Origin of the sequence: Nocardia sp. NBC_01009, assembly GCF_045208035.1 — a bacterium.
Lineage (GTDB): Bacteria > Actinomycetota > Actinomycetes > Mycobacteriales > Mycobacteriaceae > Nocardia.
This window is the reverse complement of record NZ_CP108695.1, coordinates 1975834-2001655: the sequence shown is the minus strand read 5'-3', so window position 1 is coordinate 2001655 and position 25822 is coordinate 1975834. Positions and strand designations below refer to the sequence as shown.

The window sequence follows — 25822 nt, the reverse complement described above, 5'->3', positions numbered from 1 at the left end:
CATGCGACCCGATGTGCAAGGAGAGTCACAACATGACTACCAGCCCTGCGGTTCCCGGTGGGCAGGCCACCGTACCGAGCGACTTCGTCAGCGGCCTCGAGGGTGTCGTGGCATTCACCACCGATATCGCCGAGCCGGACAAGGACGGCGGCGCGCTGCGCTACCGCGGTGTCGACATCGAGGACCTGGTACTCGGACGGGTGACCTTCGGGGACGTGTGGGCACTACTTGTCGACGGCGAGTTCGGCCGCAGCCTGCCGCCCGCGGAGCCGTTCCCGCTGCCGGTGCACACCGGCGATGTGCGCGTCGACGTGCAGGCCGGCCTCGCGATGCTGGCCCCGATCTGGGGCTACGAGCCGCTGCTCGACATCGACGACGAGACCGCGCGCGAGAACCTGGCCCGCGCCTCGGTGATGGCGCTGTCCTACGTGGCGCAGTCCGCACGCGGCATCTACCAGCCCGCGGTACCGCAGCGGAAGATCGACGAATGCAACACCGTCACCGAGCGGTTCATGACTCGCTGGAAGGGTGACCCGGACCCGAAGCACACCGAGGCCATCGACGCCTACTGGGTTTCGGCTGCCGAGCACGGCATGAACGCCTCCACCTTCACCGCGCGCGTGATCGCCTCCACCGGAGCCGATGTCGCCGCGTCGCTGTCCGGCGCGATCGGCGCGATGTCGGGCCCGCTGCACGGCGGTGCGCCCGCGCGCGTGCTTCCGATGATCGAGGCGGTCGAAAAGACCGGTGACGCACGCACTCTGGTCAAGGGCATCTTGGACCGCAAGGAAAAACTGATGGGCTTCGGCCACCGGGTCTACCGGGCCGAGGACCCGCGCGCCCGCGTGCTGCGCGCCACCGCCAAGCGTCTTGCCGCCCCGCGCTACGAGGTGGCCGCCGCGTTGGAGCAGGCCGCGCTCGCCGAGCTGCGTGAGCGTCGCCCGGACCGCGCCATCGAGACCAACGTCGAGTTCTGGGCCGCGGTCATCCTCGACTTCGCCGAGGTGCCCGCGCACATGATGCCCGCCATGTTCACCTGTGGTCGTACTGCGGGCTGGTGTGCGCACATTCTCGAGCAGAAGCAGCTCGGCAAGCTGGTCCGCCCGGCCGCCATCTACACCGGCCCCGCGCCGCGCCGCCCCGAGGACGTCGCGGGTTGGGCCACGGTCTCGCACTCCTGATTCGCCTCACGCCTGCTTCCGATTCGAGCGCGGTTGCACCACGCATAGTTCGACTGCCCGGTTCGACTGCTCGGTTCCACCAGGAGTAAACCCGCGAGCCGGACGTTGCGGCGGATCTGTTGCCTGCCACGAGGTTCGGCTCGCGTCGCACCCCGGCGAGACGCGCGTCGAAAGAGGGCTGACGGGGATGTCGGATCGTGGAATGTCGCGGCGGCGGATGTTCGGCATCGGTGTTGCAGCGGTGACGAGTGTGGCCGCCGGATATAGCGCGGACAACGCTAATACGCCCACCGCGCAATCGAATACCACCACAACAACCACCGGTGGGAATGCCGCGGGTGCACCGGTCGAACCGGTGACCGCGGCACTCCAGGCCCCGCCCGCTGTCACGCCCGCCGTGGTCGCGGCCAGGCATGCAGGCACCCCGCCCCAACTGTGGGGGCGTGGAAATGCGTGGTATCACAGGCAGTTTCGCGCTAACCGGCAAGCAGATCGTTGACCTTCGATGCGTGCGGCGGGGGCCGCCGCGCCCGGCGCGATTTCACTGGCCCATATGCACCGACCGAAGTCCGGCACCGCCGCGGGCATGAGTGCCGCGCTGCCTGCCCTGCGGTCGGCCGGCTTCACCTTAGTGCGCCTCTGACTCCTCGCACGGTTCACACAACGATCCGTCCAAACGTGGGAACTGCAGGCATCCAGCCAGTAAGGTACCGATGCTGACGGACTATGTCCGGCGGTACTGATTGGCGGATCGCGGCTGCTCACCGGACATTTCGCCGAATGGCGATGCGACCGGATCAGTACGATCCGAGCGGAAGGCGGTATGAGGGTGGCGCAGACGGTGATCGCGCACACTCGGTTGCGGAACCTCGAGCAGTGGCGCGTTCGCTGGAAAGTCACCGCGGCCGTTGCCGTTCCGCTCGCCGCGGCCATGCTGCTCGGCGGCCTCCGGTTGACGGTGTTCTTCAACGACTACTCCAGCTACACCGATGCGGCCGACCGCATCTCCGACATTCCCGCCATCACCGCACTCGAGTCGGCGGCCTCGACCGTCGCCGGTGGGCAGGTCTACGGCACCACCACCGACCAGGACTTGGTCGAACTGTCCACCGCGATCACCGAGGCCACTGTGCGTGCTGGGCGCGAGGGGATCGATCCGACGGTTGCCACGGCGTTGCGGGAGATGACCGCCACCAGCGAGGTCATCCGCGCAGGCGGCAAGGGCGGCGGCGGCGATCCGCTCAAAGCGGTGGGCTTGAACAATATGATCGCCCGTGAGACGGTCGGCACCGTCGACCGGCTGCTCACGCCGATTCAGATCCCCTCGGTCGTCATGGGGAAGGTCCAGCTGTTCGATCTGCTGCTCGGCAAGCTGGAGGGCTTCAACTTCCTGATGGTCGCGATGTCGGCGATGCAGGATCCTTCGAAGGTCAACGACTTCAATGCCGTGGCAGGCTCCTTCCGCACGTTGACCGACACCGTCGAACGCGACTTGCCCTCCGCCAAACCCGAACTCGACCGGGTGGTGCGCGCCAACAACGTCATCCTGAAGGCCGCGATCGACGAGGCCATCGAGACAGGCAAGGTGGAGCTGCCCGACCTACGCGATCTGGCGCTCGGATCCCGCGACGTGTACACCAAGCTCGCGAGCGATACCGTCGAGCGCATCTTCGCCGACGTCGACCATGTTGTCGACGCCTCCCGAACCGCGGCGATCAAGGCCTCCGTCGTGGTGCTCGGCACGCTGATCGCGGCGCTGCTGTTCGGTCTGCTCGTCGCCCGATCACTGCTGCTGCCGCTGCGCCGGCTACGCGCCGGCGCGGCCAAGCTCGCCGATCGCGACCTGCCCGACGAGGTCGAGCGCATCAGCCTCGGCGCCCAACTCGAGCACATCAGGGTCAATCCGGTGCCGGTGCACACCGGCGAGGAAATCGGCGAGATCGCCCGCACGGTCGACCGACTACACGCGCAGGCGCTCAAACTCGCTGCCCAGCAACAACAGTTGCGCGACCAGGTCAACGACATGTTCGAAACCATGGCCCGGCGCAACCAGACCCTGGTCGATCGCCAGCTGAGCATGATCGACGCGCTGGAGTTCGAGGAGAAGGATCCCGAGCGGCTCGACCAGCTGTTCCGGCTCGATCACCTGGCCGCCCGCATGCGACGCAACAGCGCCAACTTGCTGGTGCTCGCAGGCACCAAATCGCGACACGACCGGTCCGGGCCGGTGGAGGTACGCGATATTCTGCGCGCCGCAGGCTCCGAGGTCGAGGACTATCAGCGGGTGAAAACCGGTGCAACACCCGACGGTTGGGTGACGGGCACCGCGGCCACCGATCTGGTGCACCTGATCGCCGAGTTGCTGGAGAACGCGCTGCGCGCATCGCCGCCGGACAGCGAAGTGACCTTCGCCTACAGCAGGACCTCCGAGGGCGGCCTGCTGGTCGAGGTCATCGACGCGGGCATCGGCATCGTGCCTGGCGAACTCGACGAGATCAACCGCAGGCTGGCGACCTTGGCAACGGCCACGCTGGCGACGACCAGGCAAATGGGTCTGTTCGTGGTCGGCAGACTTGCCGAACGTCACGGCATCACGGTGCGGCTGCGCCGTACCCAGGACCGCGCACTCAATCCCGGCATCACCGCGAGCCTGCACATCCCCGCGCCCCTGATCGCGGTGCCGCCGCAGGAGCGTGACACTCCGGCGGGCGGAGCGCAGGTCATCCAGGTCCACCGGGACACGCTGCACACCGGCCGCACCCCGGTGCCGCCGGTCGTCGACAAGCCGCTGCCGAACAAGCCGAAGAGCCTGCTCACCGGTCCTGCCGGACTCCCGAGACCGCAGGCAAGCGGCATCGGCCAGCAACCGCTCACCCCCCGCCCCGCTCCGGAACCACCCGCCGCGGCACCGCAGGCGGCACCGATAATCACCAGTTACGGTCTGCCCAAACGAGTCCCGGGCGCCAACCGCAGGGGCGCACGCAACCAGGCAGCAAGCCTGCGCGCCGCCGCGCTGTCACAGGCGGAACCGCGCACGGCAACACCGACCACCACGGCACCGACCAGACCACCGGTCCCCACACCGACCACGGCGCACGCGACACCGATCTCAGCGACGTCGACCACCGCGTCACTGACCTCAGGCATGTCGGCCACAGCGACACCGGGCACAGCGGCATCGGGCACAGGGACACCGACCTTCGCGGCATCGGGCACAGCGACTCCGAACACGCCACTGCCCAACACGACCGCGCCGAACAACGCGAACATGGACACCCAGCAATACCGGGTCTCCCAGACCGCGTCGTTCTTCCGAGCCGCACCGGTGAAACCAGGATCGAACGCCGAGAAGGCAGCAGGCCCGACCCCGCTACCCGTGGAAAAAGCCGGATCGCTGCCCGACAAGACGGCAAGCCCGACCCCGCCACTCGCGAACACAGCCGCACCGCAACCCGACAAGACCACAGGTCCGACCCCGCCACCGGCGAACACAGCCGCACCGCAACCCGACAGAACCGCAGGCCCGACCCCGCCACCTCGCGGGAAAGCCGTACCGCAGTTGGACATGGCGGCAGGTCGGAACCTCGCACCGCAGGGGAAGTTCACCCCTGCCACGGACGCTGCCGCAACACCGATCTCGTCTGCACTCGCGAAGGCCGCCGACCAAGCAGCAGCATCGGCAACCGCGTCACCTGCGAGCACACCGTCGGCAACCACACTGCCCCCGAGCACAACGTCGGACACCACACCACCCACGAGCACAGCGTCGAACACCACACCACCCACGAGCACAGCGTCGAACACCACACCACCCACGAGCACAGCGTCGAACACCACACCACCCACGAGCACAGCGTCGAACACCACACCACCCACGAGCACAGCGTCGAACACCACACCACCCACGAGCACAGCGTCGAACACCACACCACCCACGAGCACAGCGTCGAACACCACACCACCCACGAGCACAGCGTCGAACACCACACCACCCACGAGCACAGCGTCGAACGCCACACCACCCACGAACGCAACCGCCGACGTGGCGGTCGAGGCTGCTGCGCCGTGGACGAGAACCGCGCCGCCTGCCCCTTGGCGATCGCCGGCGCCCACACCTGCCGCCCGCGACGCGGCAGCCTTTACCACCGCTTCCACTTCGGGAACCGCTCCCAACGCTGCGTCGACACCGAACGCTGCACCCCCCGTCGACACCACCCGCACTTCCGGCAATGCGGCAACCTATGCTGCCTCGCCAACGACGAAAAACGCACCGACCCCGAACTCTTCGCGACCTACGAACGCCACACCCCCGGCGGCCCCGATCGCATCGCCGAACACACCCCCCTCGGCGAATACAACCCACACGAATACCGCACCCAACGCCCACAAGGCACCGTTCACCACACCGGCCGCACTCACCCCGCTCAGGCCCCATCGGACACCGACGCCCCCTGCTTCACCCATCGGCACCCCATCCAGCGGCGATCAGGCGGCACCACCGACATTCGACGCAATCGCCGATCGCACAGCGACCGCCGTACCACCCGGGCATCCCGATGCGCGAGCCCAGCCACCGGCGCCCATGGCGCCGCAGGCCGGACCCGTGACGCGAGGTGCCGATCGAGCACGCACGCCTATTGCTTCGACACCAGCGAGCACCAGCGACGCCGAACCCGCACCGAACACAACCGCTTCCGCACGCCCGGCCACCGCACCGAACACCAGTTCTGCGATACCCATGGCCTCTGCCGCCCCAGCGAAACCCGCACCTGCCGCGCAAGAATCGGCGACACCGATTTTCGCGGGCATGATCTCGGCCTGGCTCGCCGATCCGGAGCCCGGCCAAGAGGAGGCGCCGGTGAGTTGGAACTCGGCGGCGGATGAGGGGTGGTCGGCCGCGCAGCGGGCCGCCGATCAGCCGGTCACGCTGCGCACCAGAGCCGGGCTGCCACTGCGGGAGCCGGGAAACCATCTGGTGCCGGGGGGTACGGAGCCGCCGCCGGCGGCTCAGGAACTCGACACCGACAGCCGTCCCGATCCCGCAGCGATACGGGACGGCCTCAAGAACTATGACCGTGGAGTACGCGACGGCCGGGCTACTCGTTCGTCGAAACCATTCGCAGCCGAGGACTTTCGATGACCGCACCCGAATCCGTAGCCCCCTCCTCCGGAACCCGCGCCGTCTCGGCGAAGATCGTGATCGCAGGCGAGTTCGGTGTCGGCAAGACCACGCTGGTAGGCGCGGTATCCGATATCGTGCCGTTGCGCACCGAGGCGGTGATCACCGATCTGAGCGCCGAGGTGGACGACACCTCGCCGGTTCCCGATAAACACACCACCACGGTGGCAATGGACTTCGGACGCATCAGCCTGGCCGACGACCTGGTGCTCTACCTGTTCGGCACGCCCGGCCAGCACCGCTTCTGGTTCATGTGGGACGACCTCAGCCTCGGTGCGATCGGCGCGATTGTGCTGGTCGACGCCCGCCGCGTGGACGAAAGCTTTGCGGCGGTCGACTACTTCGAGGAGCTCGGCCTGCCCTTCCTTGTCGCCGTCAACGAGTTCGACGACGGGCCGAAATTCCCCGAAGCGGCCATCCGTGATGCCCTGTCGGTGCCCGACCACGTCCCGGTCATGATGATCGACGCCCGCAACCGCGAGTCGGCGAAGAACGCACTCATCGCCGTCACCGGCTACGCCCTCAGCCGAGTCTCGCCCTCGGCCACCGCCTGACAAACGCAGCATCGCCCGAACGGGACATGATCGAGCGGCTCCTCGAGGTTTGCCGCAGCCATGTCCCGTTCGCGGGTGAGCCTGGACGCCGGGGTTGACACCCCAGATCGCCAACGTCATGAACAGGTCCGCGAACACCACCACGATGACTGCCGCGGTTCGCGGACCGCTTGGCCTCGGCCGGAGCGCAGTTAGTCCTCGCCGAGTGAGGCGAGCCAGTCGACAGCCACCGAGTCACCGCGGTCGACGGTGAAGAAGGCCACCTCGAGATGCTGGCCGAGATCGACGAGACCGATGGCCGCCAGCGGAACCGGCTGGACCAGGCGCACCCGCCACGGCTTCGGCTCGTCCCAGGCGTGCAGCTCGAGGTCGAGGCGAAGCACCGGGTCGTCGCGGCCGCCGTAGTCGGCAGCGACCGGTGCAGCGGCGAGCACGGTGGCGTCGGCGCGGCGGCCGTCGGACAGGATCTTCGAAATGCTCGCCCGCTCGGCCTCCGCGAGATCGGGCACGTACAACACCAGTCGGTCGCGGTCACCCGGATCGACCCGGCAGCACACGACGTCACCGGGCTGCATCCATTCCAGGTCGTCTTCGCGCATGCGCTGGCGCACCCGGGTCTCGTAGGGCATCTCCCCGTCGATGTGCACCCGAACCCAGAACACATGCCCCGGCTCGCTGCGCCGCGGCCGCACCCCCAAGATCGTTGCCGAGCCTTGGGCTCCCCGGATCAGCAACTCCCGCCGCTGCGCATCCGACATCGATCCGGCGCGTAGTCCGAAGTTGCGTGACCGTCGACTGCGCAGTCGCCACCCCGAGTTAGCCGACGCCATGTTCATGGGTGCCAACGTTAGCCGGAGTGTGGTCAGCAACACAGCAATACCACCGTCTACCCTGTGTGCCATGACCACTGCGTTCCCGACGATTCCCGACGATCTCAAGCCTGCCGACGGACGGTTCGGCTGTGGCCCCTCCAAGGTGCGACCGGAGCAGTTGCAGTCCCTGGTCGAGGTGGGCGCCTCGGTGTTCGGAACCAGTCACCGGCAGAAACCGGTCAAAGATGTGGTTGCGCGGGTGCGCAGCGGACTGCGTGAGCTGTTCGCGCTGCCCGACGGCTACGAGGTCGTGCTCGGCAACGGTGGCACCACCGCGTTCTGGGATGCGGCCGCATTCGGCCTGATCCGCGAGCGTTCGCTGCACCTGACCAACGGTGAGTTCAGCTCGAAGTTCGCCGCGGTGGCCAAGGGCAACCCCTTCATCGGCGATCCGATCGTGGTCTCGTCCGAGCCGGGCAGCGCGCCGGAGCCGGTGTCGGACCCGTCGGTCGACCTGATCGGCTGGGCCCACAACGAAACCTCCACCGGCGTCTCGATCCCCGTGCAGCGCCCGGCCGGTTCGGAGCACGCCCTCATCGCCATCGACGCCACCTCCGGCGCCGGCGGTCTGCCGGTGAACATCTCCGACTCCGACGTCTACTACTTCGCACCGCAGAAGTGCTTCGCCTCCGACGGCGGCCTGTGGGTCGCGCTGATGAGCCCCGCCGCACTGGCTCGCGTCGAGGAGATCAAGGCCTCGGGTCGCTGGACTCCCGAGTTCCTTTCGCTGCCGATCGCGATCGACAACAGCACCAAGGACCAGACCTACAACACCCCCGCCCTGGGCACCCTGCTGCTGTTCGCCAACCAGATCGAGTGGCTCAACGGCAACGGTGGCCTGGACTGGGCGGTCAAGCGGACCCTGGATTCGTCCTCGCGCCTGTACTCCTGGGCCGAGTCGAGCGAGTACGCCACGCCGTACGTCACCGACCCGGCACACCGTTCGCAGGTCGTCGGCACCATCGACTTCGCCGACTCGGTCGACGCGGCCGCCGTCGCGAAGGTGCTGCGCGCCAACGGAATCGTCGACACCGAGCCCTACCGCAAGCTCGGCCGCAACCAGCTGCGCGTCGGCATGTTCCCGGCAATCGACCCGGAAGACGTCAGCCAGTTGATCCGCAGCATCGACTACGTCGTAGAGAAGCTGGCCTAGCACCAACCATTGGGCGAGTCCGAACAACGGCGTTCGTGACCGCCCACACCCGTTTCGTAACCACGCACACCCAGTGGCCGAGCGTTCAGCACCCGGGGCGCATCCAACAAAGTCGCAGCAATCCCCACAGACGCGCCCCTCGGCACGATGACACCTTCCGAGTGCAGCGAGATCCAGCAAAAGAGTTCGCCCCGTCTCGCGCCCGAACACCCGAAGCGCCGACAACAAGGTCGCAAGATCCCCACAAACGCGCCCACTCGGCACGACGATGTCTTCCGAACACAGCAAGATCCAGCACCAAAGTTCGCAACCCCATCTCGCATCCGAACACCCGAAGCGCCGACAACAAGGTCGCAAGATCCCCACAAACGCGCCCACTCGGCACGACGATGTCTTCCGAACACAGCAAGATCCAGCACCAAAGTTCGCAACCCCATCTCGCATCCGAACACCCGAAGCGCTGACAACGAAGTCGCAAGATCCCCACAAACGCGCCCACTCGGCACGATGATGTCTTCCGAGCGAAGCGAGACCGAGCACTAGAGTTCGCGGCCCGTCTCGCTTCCGAGCCGTCGAAGCGCACGCGCCGCAGGCGCAAGTCTCGACGGCTCGGAAGCGAGACCAAGGGGGCCGCGAACACGCCGCGGCGCAGCCGCGGCCAAAAAACACAGACACGCCACGCCCGACACGCCATGCAAGCACGCGCGGCGAATCGAACAGAGCAGATTAGCGGGGCCCGGCCGGTTATTGCCCGATTTCCGTGCCGCGTGTCTTGCCTCGAGATCATCAGTAGTGCACTACTGTTTCGGAAAGTGGGCGGTGTCGCGAGTCGACGCGATAAGGAGGTAACGGTGCGTGAACTTCGAGTGATCGGGGTGACGCCCGACTCCACGCACATCGTGTGTATCGACACCGAGACCGGCACCAAGTACCGGCTGCCCGCCGACGACAAGCTTCGAGCCGCAGCCCGCGGAGACCTTGCCCGATTCGGCCAGATTGAGATCGAAATGGAAGCAACTATGCGTCCTCGCGATATTCAAGCTCGTATCCGGTCCGGAGCCTCCGTCGAACAGGTCACCGAAGAGTCCGGGATGCCGGCCAGTCGGGTCGAGCGGTTCGCCTACCCCGTGCTGCTGGAGCGCGCCCGCGCCGCCGAACTCGCGCAGAAGGCGCATCCGGTCCGCGCCGACGGCCCCGCAGTGGAAACCCTCATCGATATCGTCACCGCCGCGTTCACCGAGCGCGGGCACAATATCGAGGGCGTCGAATGGGATGCCTGGAAAGACGAGAAGGGCTTCTGGGTCGCCCAACTGCAGTGGCAGAACGGCCGTTCCGACATTACGGCGCACTGGCGCTACCAGCCGGATGCCCACGGCGGTTCGGTGTCACCCCTCGACGATCCCGCCTCTGATCTGATCGATCCCGATTTCGGTCGCGCGCTACGCGGGCTGGCCACGATTCTTCCGCCGCAGGCCGAGATCGAGGCGCCCGCCGCGCCCGAGGTCCCGGTGGAGACCAGGCCGGCCGAAACTCGCCCTGCCGAAGCCCGACCGGCTCGGGAAGCGGCCCCGACTGCGCGGACCGCGCCCCGGCAGAACCAGCCGATGCTGGACGAGTACTACGAGCAGCGTTCGGTCGTCGCGGGTAGCAGCAGCACCGCCATCCCGGCCGCCGCGAGCACCAACGCCATTCCGGCTGCGAGCAGTACTGCGCCTGCCGTAACGGCCGGAACCAACACGGCACCCGCCGCGGGTACTTCGACCACCGCAACCCCGGCACCGAGCGCGGGCACTGTTCCGTCCGAGCCCGCCGCGCCGAAGGCTCCGGCTGCTTCGAAGGTTCCTGCGGCCTCCACCGAGGAGACCGCCAAGCCCAACAACGGCAAGGCCGCGCCCGCGAAGTCCAATCGGACCAAACGCGGTAAGGCTCCGATGCCGTCCTGGGAGGACGTGCTGCTCGGCGTTCGTAGCTCCGGCCACTGAGTCGTCCGGTCGCGTAACCCTCTTCACGACCGCTCGGCACGGGCATTCGACGCGCCGCCGTGCACCCGGCGAAGCTGGTCTTGCCAGGCTGTTTTCGCGTACCCAGCAAAAGTGCCCAGTGAAACCGAGCTCCGCACTTCGCCACGCCGACAATCGTGCTCGAGTGCGGCACGATCGGCAGCCGGGATCCCGTGAGATCCGCCCGGCAAATGTTTGCCAGCAACGATACCGAGGTTGCTGGGACGTCTCGATCGCGGATTTCTTGGGCCGCTGGCGTGTTCGCAGGCGGAAGCTACATCGTTCGTGGTCAAGTACGGGTAGATTTTTCGGAGTGCCGTCGAGTGGTTTGTCGGCGTTGGGCGGTTCGAGGTGACAGCACGTTGTCGGAATCACCGAGAGTTGCTCGAAGTTCGCGGAGCTGTTTCGTGCAACCATCGGGAGGTGCCGGAAATGCTGTCCAAAGCTTCGTCCCTCTGGTACGTCGACGCACTCGATCCGTTGGCGGTACTCCGCGCGAACCACGATCCGGACCCGGATGCGGCACTCGCCCTGGCGAAGCAGCTGCACGCCGACCGAGATGTGTTGCCGATCATGGTCGGCACACTCGGTGGTTGCGCCGGTCCGGACGCCGACGAGGTGTACATCGGCTGCTATCCCGGTGTCACCGTGGTGTGTTCGACGCAGTCGGCGTTGGTGCATCCGACGGCGCTGCCCGAACTACTCGTCCGGCCGCTGGCTTCGGAGCACACCTATCTGATCGCGTTCGACGCCGCGCACGGCTGGGGCTCCTTCGCGCATTGGGAGCGTGGCGAATTCCGCCGCTCCTTCAGTTCGACACGGGTGAACATCCTCGAAGACGAGGGCCTGCCGCTGGTGTGGGAGCGCCCGTACTGGGCGGGTGATCATCCAGTGCAGTGGTATCCCGGCGATCTGCCCGACCCGCAGACCCTGCCGTTCGATCCACCCGACTTCGCCGACGCCGCCAATCACCAGTGGCTCGGATTCCACTACCGCGCGGCCGCGACCGACGGTGCGCTGCTGCCCGGCGATATCTCGGTCTGCGGCTTCACCCTGTACCCGAAGGGCCAAGCACCGGATCCGACCAGCCTGGCGCTCAGGGACGACGAGTCGGACATCGACGCGAAACGCAGACGCAGCCTTTTCAGTTGGCTGCGCGGGCGGGACCGCGTCTCCTGACCGGCAACGCCGCCATCCGATCGCAGTTCCGGTCGAGCCCGCATACGGACGAGCGTGGGCCGGGCCGCCGCGCCTTATGCGGCCAACCCGCCGAACAGCAGCGCCAGCCATCCGAGCAGCACGCCGGCCGCACCACCGGCGAGCACCCAGCGGGTCACCGGAACGAAGCGCCAGCGCCAGGCCGTCGGCGCGGCGCCGCCGGCCGCGACGAGGTTGACCAGCACCGCGAGTATCGGATGCACTTGCGCCAACGCATCACCGAACGCGTACACCGCGACCGCCGTCAGTAACCCCACCATGACGGCGACGGTGACCCCGGCGGCCCACGGCGTCGGGTCCTGGTAGGGCGGATAGGGCCGATACGCCCCGTTCGGCAGGTAGTTCACGACCATCCCTCGTTCACGATGTCCGCACCCGTTCATAGAACGCCATTGCCGCCGCGGTCGCGACGTTCAACGAATCGGTGCCCGGCGACATCGGAATTCTGGCGCGGATATCGGTGGCCTGCATGGCCGCCGCGGTCAACCCGGGTCCCTCCGCACCCAAAAGCAAAGCCACCCGCTCCCCCGTCATCGCCGTCGCCAGATTCACCGCAGCCGGATTCGGCGTCAGCGCGATGATCTGGAATCCCTTGTCTCGCAGCATATCCAGTCCACCGGGCCAGTGCGGAAGTTGTGCGAACGGCACCCGGAGGACATGGCCCATAGACACCCGCACGGCCCGCCGATACAGCGGATCGGCGCATCGGTCCCCGAACAGAATTGCCTCGGCCCCCAACCCCGCCGCGTTGCGGAACATCGATCCGAGGTTTTCGTGATCGTTGACGCCCTCCAGCACCGCCACCGTCCGCGCTCCGTCGAGCGCCTCGTCCACGGTCAGCTCGGCGGGACGTTGGGCCACGGCGAGCACTCCGCGATTGAGGTGGAACCCCACTACCTGCGCCATCACCTCGGCACTCGCGCGGTAATACGGTACGTCGACACCGTCGAGATCGGCCGCGAGCTCGTCGCGCCGCTTGTCCACCCCGAGCAACGCACTCGGCCGGAACCGCGAGCCGAGCATCCGTTGCACCACGACGACCCCCTCCGCGATGACCAGCCCCTTGCGCCCAGGCAGGTCGGGCCGCCGATCAGCGGACTTGAGGTCGCGAAAGTCATCGACCCGCGGATCGGCGGGGTCGTCGATATCGATCACTTCGGCCACCACACCATCCTGCCGGGCATGATCCGCAGCGCCTCAACCGGATCCACCGTCTTGCGGGCGCCGCGCCGAAATTTCCGAGACGAGCACTACCTGCAAAGTCGATACCTCAGGCTGTGGCCGCGTTGTCAGCAGCATGAACTGGGAGCGCGTGGTGGGTCTGCCCGTTGCCTGTCCCGCGACGGACTCGACCAACTTTGCCACGGGAACGACCGCGGAGACCGCGTCGTACAGAGTGATGACCCGCTGCATCTGATCCGCACCGTCCAACCCGTACGGGTTCCGCCGCCGTGCGACCGTCATGGTGAGCAACTGGACAATTGCCGTTGTGCTGATGCACATCGCTGATCGCGGCCATATTCCCCTGTCTTGTGCGGCAAGTCTGCGACAGTGGCTGGTTATGCGATGACCGCGACCCTTGCGATATTGCCGTCGATCAAGGTCACCGTTTGTTCCATGTCGTTCTCAGCGTCATCGACGGCTCGATATCCTGAAAGGAGTTATTGACCGCACTATCGAGGTGACCGTTGGCATAATCCATGACATTCCCACTTCCATTCATATCCCGGCTCCCGGGTACACAATCAAGTTAGGAAGAATCTCGCGCCGACACAATTGCATGCGACGTGTGGTCCGCCATTTTCGCAGCTAAATCGAATGATTCAAGTGTGCGGTGCGGACACCTTCATTCGCCCTCGAGCGCCGCGTGCCGCTCTCCGAGGCCAGCGGCTCGCCTGGTGATAATCGCGCCTCTTGGGAAGCGTCGGCGCATATCCTTGAAAAGCAGGCGGCGTGGTTCCCCCTCACATTCCGCATGAATGTGCAAATGGGGTTCTGTGGAGTTGCCGGAATTGCCGATGGCGCCGATCCGCTGCCCGGCCTCGACAAACTGTCCTGCCTGCACCGCGACACTGCCCCTCCTCAGATGGGCGACAATGATCAACTCCGTGCCGTTGTCGATGACGACCTCGTTTCCGCCTGCCCGTGGGAAATCACGGTCGCCGTCACGAGTGTCGTCCGCCGCCTGTTTCACCCACCCCGAACACGGCGCATAAACGTCCGCCCCGAACGCGTGGTAGTCCTCATCGCGCCGCGCCAACAGCCGCTTTCGGGAATTTCCCCATGCCGAGACGCCGATGATATCCAGGGCTGCCCGCTCGATTGGCACAGGCCAGTGGTGGTTCAACAACCGACCGTCACCCTCGATCACCAGCCAGCGCCCCGGCCCCAATGCTCCTGCCGCATGGGCACATCGATCGCTTTCCCGAGCGACACGAACTTCGCCGATATCGCCGCCACCACCAGCGCCGCCGCAATCCATGGTCCGGCTTGCCGGTATCCGCCGGTGACGTCGGGTATCCGCACGACGGCCACCATCGACACTATGAGCGCAAGGCACTCGACGTGCAGGCTGGGAAAGGGGGCCATCCTCAGGCTGGGCGCGAGAAACTCACGTGTGAGGACCAGCATGACAACGACTGTCAGAACACCGGCGATCCACTGACCGCCGGTGTCCGCCAACCAACTACGAGTCACCGCGCTCACCAATACAACAGCCCAGGCGATCTCGCCGAAAAGTGGTGCAAGCGAACGCATCACAAAATGCTACCAACCGCTTCCCGCGGCGCACCAGCAGCTGTGTCTTGCAGCCCGTGCTGCTCCGGTGCCGCTTTGGTGCGTGACCCCGTCGATCTTCACGTACACATCCCGATTGGTGATGAACGCCTGCGGGCCCGCCAGCGGCTTGTCCCCGAATGGCAGGTCGACGACCTTGCCGGGAACGAGCGATACTTGGAAACTCGGGGTAAGACCGATGCTGGGGCCGATAGTCGCGCCGATGGTGGGCATCGGGACAGTCGACTGAATGGTTATCTGAGGCACAATTCCGAGGTTGATGGAGCCGCCGAGGGTTATTCCGGTGATATCCATGGCGCACCCGAGGTGATATCCGGTCTCGAGCACGACGCCCTTCAGCGCAGATCCGGCGCCACTCACGCTACCGAACGCCTGATTCGTCACGAAGACTTCGCGGGTCGTTCCGATGGTATTGAGCGGCGCCACCCGATTGGCCCATTCATCGCGATGGCCGACGGTGAGTTTTCACCCATCCGGCATGACAATGCTCCGCTGTCGGTTCCACACCGGCCGGTGCCGGGCGAAATTCGGGTGCGAGCGGACGGGCATCCATGGGATGGTCCAGATATGACGCTGACACCCGGTATCACCATTCGATCGGCTACCGAGGGCGATGCGGCCGGGATCGAGCTAGTGGTCCAGACTGCCTTCGGGATACGCCCCGCCGAGGCGTTGCGGGAGCCGTATCGGCGGCTGTTTCCGCCGGAGAACGCGATTGTCGCGGTGGACGGCGACCGGGTGGTCGGGCATGTCGAGTCGACGGAGATAACGTTGACGGTGCCGGGCGAGCGGACCGTTTCGGCCTGCGGTATCGCGGGGGTTGCCGTGGCGCCCACGCATCGACGGCGTGGGATCCTGCGCGCGATGTACACCGAACAGCATCGACGGATCGAGGCGGCCGGGCTGCCGTTGACGATCTTCACCGCCAGCCAGGGCGGCATCTACGGACGGTTCGGATACGGGCCGGCGATCCGGGAAAACGCCGTGCACATCGATCGGCGCTTCGCCGAGTTCCTGCCCTCGGCACCGGATCCCGGCGGCGTGGAACTGGCGATACTCGCCGAGTCGACCGAACAGGTGCGGGCGATCTATGACAGGTGGCGCAGGCTGACCCCCGGCGCGCAGGTGCGTCCCGATGCACGCTGGGAGACCACCTTCCTCGATCCCGAGCGTTTTCGGAAAGGCGGCACCGACCTTTACGCGCTCCTGCACCAGGACGGATACGTGTTGTACCGATACCACCCCCGGGACCGCGTCAAAACCGCCAGTGTGGTGGAGATCCGGACGGTGACCACCGAAGCTCATGCCGCGCTGTGGCGGACGCTCTGCGGACTGGATCTGGTCACCAGGATCGAGGCCGAACTCACCGACAACGACCCGCTCCCCTACCTGCTGACCGATCCGAGACGGGTACGGACCGACAACCGTTACGACGGACTCTGGTTGCGGCTCATGGATGTACCGGCCGCGCTCGGCGCGCGCTCGTATCAGCACGACCTGGATGTCGTACTCGCAGTGACCGACCCGTTCCGGAACGCGGGCGGTGTCTTCGCGCTGCGGGTACGCGACGGTGTCGCCGACTGCACGCCGACCACCCGCACCGCCGATATCGAACTCGGTATCGACGTGCTCGGCAGCATGTATCTCGGTGCGTATCCGGCGCGGGTGTTCGCCGCCGCGAACCGGTTGCACGCCAAGGATTCCGGGCAGGTGCGCGCGCTCGAAGAAGCGTTCGGGGCCGAGCGCGACGCGGTTCTCGGTTGGTTCTTCTGACACCTCGTCCCGGCACCGCGGCACCGGTGTCGCCGACCATGGTCGCTGCGGCGCATCGACGCTGGTAGATGGGTCCACCGATCCCGCATCAGGGTCTGTCCCCGAGGCGATGTAGTCCCCAGGAGTGATGCCCGAATTGCCGGTCTGCTGGCATGCTGGAGCACATGAAGCCGATTCAGCTCGTCCTCAACGTGCTCTGGCTGGTGTTCGTCGGGTTCTGGATGGCACTGGGCTACATCCTCGCCGGCGTCATCTGCTGCATCCTGATCATCACGATCCCGTGGGGCATCGCGTCGTTCCGGATCGCGGCCTACGCGCTGTGGCCGTTCGGGCGGACCACCGTGGAGAAGCCGGGCGCGGGCACGGGCTCGCTACTCGGCAACATCATCTGGTTCATTGTGGCGGGCTGGTGGCTCGCGCTCGGCCACCTGCTCACCAGCATCCCGCTGTTCATCTCGATTATCGGAATCCCGTTCGGGTGGGCGAATCTCAAGCTGATCCCGCTGTCGCTGTTCCCACTCGGCCGCGAGATCGTCGACAGCGACCAGCCCTTCGGCGCGCGGTAGCTCCGGGAACGCCGGATACCAGGGCCCCGCTGTTCGGGGCTATTCGGACTCGGTGACGAGTTGCTTCATGATGCCGACGGCCCTGGTCAGCACCACCAACTGCTCGTCGGTCAGGGTGGAAAGCTGCTCGGTCATCCAGGCCTCACGGGCACTGGTCTCATCGGCGATCAACGCACGGCCCGCATCCGACAGCGAGACGATGATCTGCCTGCCGTCGGTCGGGTGCGGCTTGCGCTCGACCAACCTCAGGTCCGACAGTGAGGCGATCACCCGCGTCATCGACGGCGGCTGCACGCGCTCCTTGGCCGCGAGAGCGCCCGGCGTCATCGCGCCGTCCCGGTGCAGCGTGGCCAGCGCGGACAGCTGGGTCAGCGAAATTTGCGCGTCGGCACGCCGCCCCCGCAGATGTCGCGTCAAACGCACCACGGCAAGCGACAGCTCACCAGCGAGAGCTCGAACATCCGATGGCGTTGTCACAGTGGCAAACGATACGGGACCCGTTGGCTGCGGGACGACGGTTCCCGCAGCTACCCTGGGGCGGTGACGCAGAAAGTGCCCGAGATCCCGCAGCGGCTCACCGATCCACGGCCGGTACTCGCTGTTGGCAGCGCGCTGTGGCTGATCGCCGCGGTGGTGGTGTGGGCCGCTGGCGAGCGTTGGGAGTCGGCCCGCCCGGTGTGTCTCATGGGGCTGGCCGTCGGTCTGCTCGGGTACACGATCTTCGCGATCCAGCGCCGCGGCGCGCGGCGCGGCGACAAGGGCGCGCAAACCGGCCTCTAGCCTCAGACCACGTCGAATTCGTCGGTGGTGCCGGTGAACGGGTGCAGCGTGCCGTTCGGGCTCAGGCTGTCCGCGTAATGCTGGAGGCGGTACCGGCCCGGCGTCGCATCGGACGGGACATCCCAGGTGAAGCGGGCCACGGATACCGCAGAGCCGCGCTTGCTCCAGTGGAATCGCACTGCCCACTCGCCCTCGTTGGCGACGCGCACCCACTCGCCGGAGCTGTTGTGCCGCTGCACTTCCAGGAAGGTGTCGTTGCGGCGTGGATTGTGCTTCGGGTGGGCGGAAACGAATTCGGCTGCGACGCGGGTGCCGCGGGCCGCGCTCGCGGCGGGCTGGACCAGCACGTCACCGAAGGCGCGGCCGGGCGGTGTGGCGTCGGGTCCGGGTGCGGGCTGGAAATTCGGCTGCATGGCGGACACGTCGCGCGGGGCCGGACCGCGGGGAACCTGCTGACGGGCGACGAAAGCCGTTGCCAGCCGGGTGAATTCCTGTAGGTAGGCACTCGAGGTGTAGCGCCCGAACAGGGTTGACCCGCCCTCGTACTGCTGAGAGTCGTATTCCTCTGGGGTGGTGATGTATTCGTGGTAGGCATTCGCATAGCCCTGCATGAGCACCTGTTCCAGCGAGACACCGAGGGCCGCCGCCACCGCGCGGCGTATCCGCAGACCGGCGACGATGGTGAATTCTCCGCCGCCACCGGCCAGGTAGAGCTCACCGATGCGGACGATCTGGATCGGTACCACGCTCGGCACCCACGGCACCGGCGGCAGCAGACCGAGCGGGGCGACAATCGCCTTGGGCGCCTGGGCATCCGCGAGCCACGCCGGTGCCGGGACGTTGGGGTTGCCGAGCGCATCGATGAACGGGTTGCGCACACCCTCCGGAATGGGAATCCCCGGCAAGCCGGGGCCGTCCTCGGTACTGCCCGCGATGAGCGAAACGCCCGCGGCCGCGGGGGCGGTGTGACGCGGCAGACCATCCGGGGTGAAGCGACCGTCGACGGCGATGTCGGCGAGGTCGATATAACAGAGCATCGAGTCGACCGGTCCGGCCAACGACTTCGCTTCGGCGAGTGCGGCTTTCGCCGCGTGGTACTGCCGTTCGCCGAGGATGCGAGTGTTCTCGAACTCGTCCTCGGTGGGGCCGGAGCCGGGGCGCAGGTTCAGGTTCGGCGACATGTCACCCGCGTTGGTCTGGGCGAAGGCGGCGATGAAATCGGCAGCGTCGTCGAGGTATCGGACGCCGTGTTCGATGTGCTCGAACGAGTAGGACGCGTAGCCCTTGTTATCTGCGCTGATCAACCGGTTCTGGTTGGTCATCGAGGTGTTGTGAGTCGCGAACCAGGTGATGGCGCCGACCTGTCTGCCGCCCTTGACGATCGACAGCGCGGTGACCGCCGGATCGATGGCCTGCGGGAAATACTGTTTGTCCGCATCGGGGTTGCGGTCGAAGGCGACACGGGAGCGGTTGACGCTGGCGTCGTGCAGTTCGCTGCGGCCGAGCGTGAGCGATCCTGGACCGAGATCGGCGTGCGCGGCGGCGATCGCTTCCACGATGCCGTTCACTTCGGCGTCGTAGACCTGCTGCTGAAAACCGAGGATCGACAGGTTGTATGCGTAATCGTTGCTGGAGCCGCCGCAGGTCGCGTGCGAGTGCGTCGAGGTGAGCAACACGTTCTGCTCGGTGTAGAGCTCGCCGAAGCGTCGAGCGAGCTCGAGCATGACGCCGCGGTGCACGGACTGGAAGATCATGCCGTTCTCCGCGACCGCGAACACGATTCGCCGCTCGGCAGTCGCGATGACGAATGCGCGGGCGCGCGGGCGCAGGTGAATGCCCGCGGTCTGCTGCTCGAACTGCGAGTAGCCCATCATTCCGCATTCGGCGGCCGGACCCGTGATGTCGGAAATACCGATGCCGATGAGGTATCCGCCGGATTCCGGTGCGGCTGCGGCGGACGCACTCAATGCCGTAGTGACGCCGGGCACCGTGGCCACCGCTGCCGCGGTAGCCAGCGTGGCCGAACCCGCCACAGTTCGGGCCAAAACCGTCCTTCGTGACACGGGCATACGCGTCTCCCTTCGATCCCACTGTGCAGCGAACCACACAACTGGACGCTCGTCCAGTCGAGATTTTTTCGCCGCGCGAATTGACTGCACGCTTCGTGAACGCTTAACTCCCAGAGGTGTCCTCCCGATTGAGCGTCGAAGAACGAAGGGCCCACCTTATCGAGGCAGCCATCGGCCTTGCCGAGAAAAAAGGCGTGGCGGGCGTGACCACGCGCGATGTGGCTCAGGCGGCAGGTGTTTCGCTCGGTGTGGTGCATTACTGTTTCGAAAACAAGGACGCGCTGATGACCGAGCTGGTCAAAGCGTTGTCGATGGAATTACGCGATTCTGTCGACGCCAATGAAACAGTTTGGCAAGACGCCGGAAGTGGAAAAGAAGCGCTTCAGAAATTGGTGCGCGCCGGACTCGAACTGATGTGGCTGAACATTGAAGCCACACCGGAACGACAGCTACTCACTTACGAAACGACGACTTACGCACTTCGCGAAGGCGAGCAAACACCGGCGAAACTCGCGATTGCGCGCGAACAGTACGCATTCAACGACTCCACCGTCGCCGACCTCCTCGATCACGCGCGCGATGCGACCGGAAGCCGGTTCACGATGCCGGTGCACGACCTGAGCCGCTTCACCCTCAATGTGATCGACGGGATCGTGCTGCGCTGGCTGGTCGACAACGACAGCGAGAGCGTCCGCGGGCAGCTGGACCTGCTCAGTGAGATGGTTTCGAACTACGTGCAATAGGCGGGCTACCCGTAGCCCGCCGGACGGCAGCGGTTACCTCGGTCGTGGCGAGCTAGGTCCGACCGACGAACAATCAGTCCTGCGCCTGCGGCATGCGCACATGCGTGGTTGTGCCCTCCTGCCACCACGGAACGGCGACCGTGGCGGTTGCGGCGCCGTGCAGACGTATCCGAAGGTCGTCGTGAACAACCAGGTCACCGTGCTGCGGGGCAAGCGTGAAGAGTTGGCGCAGAACCACACCGAGCGGTTCGGCCGACCATGTTGTCCGCCGGCCGGTGCCGAGCACTTCGGCGGTGACGGCCTCGGAGACGAGCGGCAGATCGAGCAAGGTCGCCAAGGCGGGGGCCGTATCGGTATCGCCGACGACAAGGCGTTCCGGCGGCAGGGCAAGGCCGAACCACGGCTGGTCGAGCACGAAGGCTTCGCGGGGGTCGACCACCACGCCGGACAATGCGCGCACGCGATCGGGCAGATCGAGGTCGGCCAGGTCGAGACGGTCCGCCGCCACCGCGGCGGCCAATCGTGCGTGAGTCCGCGAAATAACCTCGGGCGCAGGGGTTTTTGTCGGATCGGCGAGTGCGGCCAGCAGGGCGGCGGCCAGATCCGGGGTGATGGCGTCGGGGTCGGCCAGGACTGCACGCAAGGCGTCGATGTCCTGACGGCCGAGGCCCGGAACGGCGAATTCGGTGAGCAGGCCGGCGAATTCGGTGTCAGCAGGATGACTCAGCAGTCCGAGCACCGTGCCGTCTACGCGGGCGTGCCTGCGCAGCCACCACGCGGTGTAACCGTCGGGATCGGTGAGCAGCCGTCGGGTGCGATCACCGGAAGCCAACTGCCGCAGCGCTTCCGGCCAGGCGGTCTCGGCCACCAGGTCCAGGTCGCGGACGGCGGCCAGTTCGGGCGGATCCTCCGGCAGGCCCGACCACCAGTGGTCCTCGTCGTCCAGATGATGATCCGGGCCGGTCGGATCCACCTCGACGACAATGCTGAAATCCCAGCCGACGCCGACAGCCCGCAGCGCCTGCACGCCGTAGCCCTCGACCAGATCCTCGGCCGCGGTGCCGAACGGCGAATCCTCGACCAACAGGTCGCGCAGCGGTGCGCCCGGCAGCAGCAGCTCATCGGCGGGCAGCAATTCCCCTGAGCTGTCCGGCAATTCGAGCAACCCCAGCCAGGACGGCAACGCGAGCGGATCAGCGGTGACCGCGAGCCGGAGCACCGCGTCCGCGGTATCCGGATCGCCGGGCTGATCCTCCAACTCGGCGCGCAGCTCCGGATCGCTCAGCAAATCCTCGGCGGTGGCAGTACGCGCCCCCAACCGAGCCAGCAACGGATGCGCCGCCTCCGGATGCACGAGCCGCGCCCAGTGCACCGGAATAGGGTCCGCGAGCCGATCGTCCAAAACCACTGTGCGCGGCCCGGTCACGAGCCGCCCATCGGCCAGCGGCACAGCAAGCGCCCCCAACTCCTCGGCGGCCAGCGGATCGACGACAAACGGCTCCAGCGCCGCATACAGCGAATACCACCACTGCGGCGACCGCTCCAAACCACCCGACAACTCCGCAAGCCGAGCCAGCCCCAGCCGATGCACATCCAGCACACCGAGCGCCTCACTGTGCGCGCGCCCGGACAACTCTGGAATCACCAACGGCCCGACCACATCATCGATCAGCCCGGCCAGCTCCGCGGTGAGCCCAGCGAACACGCTCGCCCGAGTCGGCACAGCCGTCCCCACCGCGGGCCCCGACAGTGCCCGGCCCCCCGCAAATCCCAGGCCCTCGGCAACGTCATGACCGCGCGCAGCAGCCGGGGCGACGGCAGCGCCGTCATCGAGCAGTCCCGCGCCCACTGGTGATGCCACGTCATCTCGGCGGCCGGCAGCCGAACCAGACGGGCGACTGGGGCTTGCCACACTCGCCGACACCCGGTCGGACGCCGCGTCATCCGACACTTCCCGACCCCACGGCGAATCCACGCCGGGACGGCCACCTGTCGCGGCACCAGCGCTCAGCGACGCAGCGGTCGGGGACGTGTCGTCGCCCGACTCCGATGCCACACCGGATTCTTGGTCGGCCGACGCAGCACCAGAGCGGGGCACAGCACTGTCGGCGGCAGACTCGAGTCGAGCGGCGGCGCTCTCCGGGAAAGGCTCGGCCCATAGCGAATCCACGTCACCGATGGCGGTCGAGGGCGCATCGGAGGGACTGGTTACCACCGGGAGCCAGGAGTGGGTCTGGAGTTCGCGGATCAGTGCTTCGCGGAGCAGAGCGTCGGGCTCGCTGCGTGCGAAGCCGGGTATCGGAACCAGGATGAGGCGGTCGCGGAGTGGGAGGGCGCTGGCGAAATCGCTGTAGCCCGTTGCCAGTTCGGCGAGATGGGCACCGGGGAGCAGACGGCGGCGGTCCGGCTGCATGGGGATGTCGGCGATCAGGAGGGCCGGTAGCGACAGCTCCTCGTCGGATCGGGTGGGGGCTCGCAGGACATCCGGGATGGTGGCCACCGGTCGGCCGTTGCGGACCGGAAGCAGCCAGCGGGCGCGCGGAGTCCGGTACTCCCACCAGACTTGTTCGCGGTCCTGGCCGGTGATGCGCAGCTCGCACAGGCCGGTCCGCTCCGGGTCGGTGGCGCCGAGATCCGTGGTCGTGGCGGTCAGCTCATCGTCACCGATTCGGATGCTGTGCAGGGCAGGCAGTTCCAGCAGTAGGTCGACGGCTTCGGCACGCATCCCGGCGAGCAGCGCATCGTGATCGATGTCCTCGCGCAGGCGCAGCACCACTTCGGTGTCGCCGTCGGTGGGGGCAGCGGTGCTCGGCCAGGCCAGACGCAGCACCGGTGGGGCGAAATCGCCGCCCGTGTCCGGCACGCCGATTGCATTGTCGTGCAGTGCGTTCCAGGTGTTCGCGCGCGAGAAATGCAGCGAGCCGGTGGTCGAGCGCACCTCGATGTCGTCGCTCACCGACAGCACCGCGGTGAAGCCGACGCCGAACCTGCCGACACTTGCGGCCGGATTTGCCTTCGCGGAGGCGCGCAACGCGGTGAGGGCATGCACACCGGAAATATCCAGTGGTGCACCGGTATTCGAGATGTACAGAGTGTGCCCGTCGAGCCGGACGACCAGTCGGCCCGGCACGCCCGCCTTCGCGGCGGCATCGGCGGCATTCTGCGCCAACTCGGTCAGCAGTCGATCCCGATACCCCGCCCGCACCAGATCCGCCTCGGTGGCGGCATCCTCCCGCAGCCGGGTCGGCGAATCACGCCACGCGGCGAGGACCGCAACACGCAGCGCCGAGGTGCCGAACGGATCGGACGCCGCGGCCGCCGCGCTCAGCTCCGTGCCGATGATTCGGGCTCCGGCCGATCGTCACCCGGCTCATCCGCGTCCCCGGCAGCCTCGACAGGCGCCACGCTCAGCGCCTGCTCCGCAGCCGAATCCGAAGCGGCGCCCGAAGCCGATGTGGCGCTGGAATCCGGCTCGGAGGCACTGTCGACAGCTTCGTCGATCGACGGGGCCACCTCACTCGCCTCGCCTCGAAGGCTCTGCACGCCCTCCGCACTCACCGAAATCGCAGCGCTCGACTCGTCGACGACGCTCCGCTCAGCAACAACATCGCCGATCCGGGCCGCACCAGCCTGCTCAGCCGTCCCGCCCGCCGCATCCACCGCAGCCGCGCCCGCCTCAGCCACCACATCGCTCGGAACGCTCGCCTCGGCCTCAGTCTCAGCAGTCGAATCGGCCGGAACGCTCACCGCAGTCCCAGCGTCGGACTCGGTCACCGTGGTCGGCTCGGCCGTACCAGCACCGGCCAGGTCGGCGCCCGATGCCGCCTCGGCAGTCGGCTCGACCTCGGCACCCATCGGAGCCACGGTCGAATCGACCGCCGTATCGGATTCAGCTGGGCGATCCGTCAGATCCACGCCCGACGCCGCCGCAACAGCCGACTCGGTTTCCGCACTCTCCCGAGCCTCGACATCCGACCCGGCCACGGCGTTCGACTCAGCCGCAACACCAGCGGCCGCACCCACAGTCGACTCGACCTCGACACCGGCCGAATCGATCACTGTGTCGGATTCAGCCACGGGGGCGGCGGTGATGGCGTCCGAGTCGACCTCGGTGGTCGCTGGCTCGGTGTCCGTCGCGTCGGCGGGCTGCGCCGCTTCCGATCCGGGCTTGCGTGTGGTTTCCGAGGTGATCACGTCGAACGCCGCGTCGTCGTAGGCCTCGTAGAGCGGGGAGCCGCCGCCGGTGGGGGCGACGGTGTCGGAGTGTGCGCCGCAGCCGTATTCGACGTGCACCACTCGGCCGTCGGCGCCCATCGCGTTGCCGCACACGCCGAAGGCGGCGCGCATGGCGCCCGCCAGTGGCAGGTAGAAGCCGCAGAGGCCACAGGTGGACGGCGCCGCCTTGGCCATCTCGGTGTCGGGGCCGAATTCGGCGTACCAGCGCTCGGCTGCTTCCTCCCGGCCTTCGAGGCTCAACACCTGGGTGCGGCCGAGGCCGATGTCGCGGGCGACCTCGTCGACCGCTGGGTCGCCGTTGGCAACGTACCCGGGCACCAGCCGAAGATCGTTTGGCAGCGGGGCGAGCAGGTCGCCGGGCGCCAGATCGCCGGGTCGAACCCGCTGCTCCCACGGCACGAAGTCGGGCGCGACCAATGCGTCCGGGCCGGGCAGCAAGGCCGACTCGCTGACCGTGGCGTAGGTCGCACCGGGCGCGGCCGCGACGACGACGGCCCACTGCCAGCCGCGGTAGCCGGGCAGGGTGGCTTCGAAGCGGTGCGTCGCCGCACTCGCGTCCTCCGCGGTCACCCCCAAATGCGCGCCGACCCCGGCGGGCTCCAACTCCACGAGCGCTCGACGGGCCACGTCGACGGCATCGGCCAGGATCGGCCACACGCCGGACTCCGAAACAGAAACTGCGCTCACGGCCTACATTTTGCC

21 protein-coding genes are annotated in these 25822 nt (G+C 67.1%); 10 read left to right on the top strand and 11 right to left on the bottom strand.

The genetic code is table 11. The features are described from left to right. Window positions 1-32 precede the first annotated feature (32 nt). The 3 genes from OHA42_RS08855 (at window position 33) to OHA42_RS08845 (ending at window position 6914) form a co-directional block, all read left to right on the top strand. On the top strand, window positions 33-1181 hold the full coding sequence (locus OHA42_RS08855; protein WP_406236063.1) for a citrate synthase 2: 1149 nt from the start codon (window positions 33-35) through the stop codon (window positions 1179-1181). Between the two features lie 823 nt (window positions 1182-2004). Further along, window positions 2005-6321, top strand: coding sequence for an ATP-binding protein (locus tag OHA42_RS08850; RefSeq protein ID WP_406236061.1), 4317 nt, complete (start codon window positions 2005-2007; stop codon window positions 6319-6321). Then, a complete protein-coding gene (locus OHA42_RS08845; protein ID WP_379059144.1) occupies window positions 6318-6914 on the top strand; it encodes an ATP/GTP-binding protein in 597 nt (198 codons plus the stop codon). The genes OHA42_RS08850 and OHA42_RS08845 overlap by 4 nt, the downstream gene beginning before the upstream one ends. Window positions 6915-7105: 191 nt before the next feature. Here the strand turns inward: OHA42_RS08845 and OHA42_RS08840 are convergent, their stop codons facing one another. After that, window positions 7106-7750 carry a hypothetical protein gene (locus OHA42_RS08840; RefSeq protein ID WP_406236058.1) on the bottom strand — a complete coding sequence of 215 codons (645 nt, stop codon included), beginning with the start codon at window positions 7748-7750 and terminating at the stop codon, window positions 7106-7108. A gap of 64 nt (window positions 7751-7814) precedes the next feature. Here OHA42_RS08840 and serC point away from each other — a divergent pair, with 64 nt between their 5' ends. The 3 genes from serC (at window position 7815) to OHA42_RS08825 (ending at window position 12118) form a co-directional block, all read left to right on the top strand. After that, window positions 7815-8939, top strand: a complete 1125-nt coding sequence (gene serC / locus OHA42_RS08835) for a phosphoserine transaminase (protein WP_406236056.1) — start codon at window positions 7815-7817, stop codon at window positions 8937-8939. Window positions 8940-9790: 851 nt separating this feature from the next. Further along, a complete protein-coding gene (gene sepH, locus OHA42_RS08830; protein ID WP_406236054.1) occupies window positions 9791-10921 on the top strand; it encodes a septation protein SepH in 1131 nt (376 codons plus the stop codon). Between the two features lie 450 nt (window positions 10922-11371). Then, a complete protein-coding gene (locus OHA42_RS08825; protein WP_406236052.1) occupies window positions 11372-12118 on the top strand; it encodes a DUF6928 family protein in 747 nt (248 codons plus the stop codon). Window positions 12119-12192: 74 nt separating this feature from the next. On the opposite strand, the gene OHA42_RS08820 is transcribed toward OHA42_RS08825, so the two are convergent. The 6 genes from OHA42_RS08820 to OHA42_RS08795 all read right to left on the bottom strand — a co-directional run bounded on the left by OHA42_RS08820 (window position 12193) and on the right by OHA42_RS08795 (window position 15379). After that, window positions 12193-12504, bottom strand: a complete 312-nt coding sequence (locus OHA42_RS08820) for a DUF2537 domain-containing protein (RefSeq protein ID WP_406236050.1) — start codon at window positions 12502-12504, stop codon at window positions 12193-12195. 13 nt (window positions 12505-12517) lie between these two features. Then, complete coding sequence (locus tag OHA42_RS08815; RefSeq protein ID WP_406236048.1) at window positions 12518-13321, bottom strand: TrmH family RNA methyltransferase; 804 nt, start codon at window positions 13319-13321, stop codon at window positions 12518-12520. A 33-nt stretch (window positions 13322-13354) separates the two neighbouring features. Next, window positions 13355-13621 (bottom strand): hypothetical protein, encoded by a 267-nt coding sequence (locus OHA42_RS08810; RefSeq protein ID WP_406236046.1) that lies wholly within the window; start codon window positions 13619-13621, stop codon window positions 13355-13357. Between the two features lie 382 nt (window positions 13622-14003). Continuing rightward, entirely contained in the window at window positions 14004-14528 is a 525-nt protein-coding gene (locus OHA42_RS08805; RefSeq protein WP_406236044.1) for a M23 family metallopeptidase, read from the bottom strand. Then, window positions 14525-14914, bottom strand: a complete 390-nt coding sequence (locus OHA42_RS08800) for a hypothetical protein (protein WP_406236042.1) — start codon at window positions 14912-14914, stop codon at window positions 14525-14527. The genes OHA42_RS08805 and OHA42_RS08800 overlap by 4 nt, the downstream gene beginning before the upstream one ends. A gap of 9 nt (window positions 14915-14923) precedes the next feature. Further along, on the bottom strand, window positions 14924-15379 hold the full coding sequence (locus OHA42_RS08795; protein ID WP_406236040.1) for an MspA family porin: 456 nt from the start codon (window positions 15377-15379) through the stop codon (window positions 14924-14926). Window positions 15380-15520: 141 nt separating this feature from the next. On the opposite strand from OHA42_RS08795, the gene OHA42_RS08790 reads away from it, so the two are divergent. Beyond that, on the top strand, window positions 15521-16726 hold the full coding sequence (locus OHA42_RS08790; protein WP_406236038.1) for a GNAT family N-acetyltransferase: 1206 nt from the start codon (window positions 15521-15523) through the stop codon (window positions 16724-16726). A gap of 164 nt (window positions 16727-16890) precedes the next feature. Beyond that, window positions 16891-17292 carry a YccF domain-containing protein gene (locus OHA42_RS08785; RefSeq protein ID WP_328408914.1) on the top strand — a complete coding sequence of 134 codons (402 nt, stop codon included), beginning with the start codon at window positions 16891-16893 and terminating at the stop codon, window positions 17290-17292. 39 nt (window positions 17293-17331) lie between these two features. Here the strand turns inward: OHA42_RS08785 and OHA42_RS08780 are convergent, their stop codons facing one another. Beyond that, window positions 17332-17769: a MarR family winged helix-turn-helix transcriptional regulator gene (locus OHA42_RS08780; protein WP_406236036.1), complete on the bottom strand. Its 438-nt coding sequence runs from the start codon at window positions 17767-17769 to the stop codon at window positions 17332-17334. A gap of 63 nt (window positions 17770-17832) precedes the next feature. Between OHA42_RS08780 and OHA42_RS08775 the strand changes: the two genes are divergently transcribed. Next, a complete protein-coding gene (locus OHA42_RS08775) occupies window positions 17833-18072 on the top strand; it encodes a DUF2530 domain-containing protein (protein ID WP_406236034.1) in 240 nt (79 codons plus the stop codon). 2 nt (window positions 18073-18074) lie between these two features. On the opposite strand, the gene OHA42_RS08770 is transcribed toward OHA42_RS08775, so the two are convergent. Further along, entirely contained in the window at window positions 18075-20141 is a 2067-nt protein-coding gene (locus OHA42_RS08770) for a neutral/alkaline ceramidase (RefSeq protein WP_406236032.1), read from the bottom strand. Window positions 20142-20269: 128 nt separating this feature from the next. On the opposite strand from OHA42_RS08770, the gene OHA42_RS08765 reads away from it, so the two are divergent. Continuing rightward, window positions 20270-20884, top strand: a complete 615-nt coding sequence (locus OHA42_RS08765) for a TetR/AcrR family transcriptional regulator (RefSeq protein ID WP_406236030.1) — start codon at window positions 20270-20272, stop codon at window positions 20882-20884. 73 nt (window positions 20885-20957) lie between these two features. On the opposite strand, the gene OHA42_RS08760 is transcribed toward OHA42_RS08765, so the two are convergent. Both OHA42_RS08760 and OHA42_RS08755 read right to left on the bottom strand, forming a co-directional pair. Beyond that, window positions 20958-24212 carry a sacsin N-terminal ATP-binding-like domain-containing protein gene (locus OHA42_RS08760; protein ID WP_406239228.1) on the bottom strand — a complete coding sequence of 1085 codons (3255 nt, stop codon included), beginning with the start codon at window positions 24210-24212 and terminating at the stop codon, window positions 20958-20960. Further along, window positions 24209-25807, bottom strand: coding sequence for a DUF3027 domain-containing protein (locus OHA42_RS08755; protein WP_406236028.1), 1599 nt, complete (start codon window positions 25805-25807; stop codon window positions 24209-24211). The genes OHA42_RS08760 and OHA42_RS08755 overlap by 4 nt, the downstream gene beginning before the upstream one ends. Window positions 25808-25822: the final 15 nt, after the last annotated feature.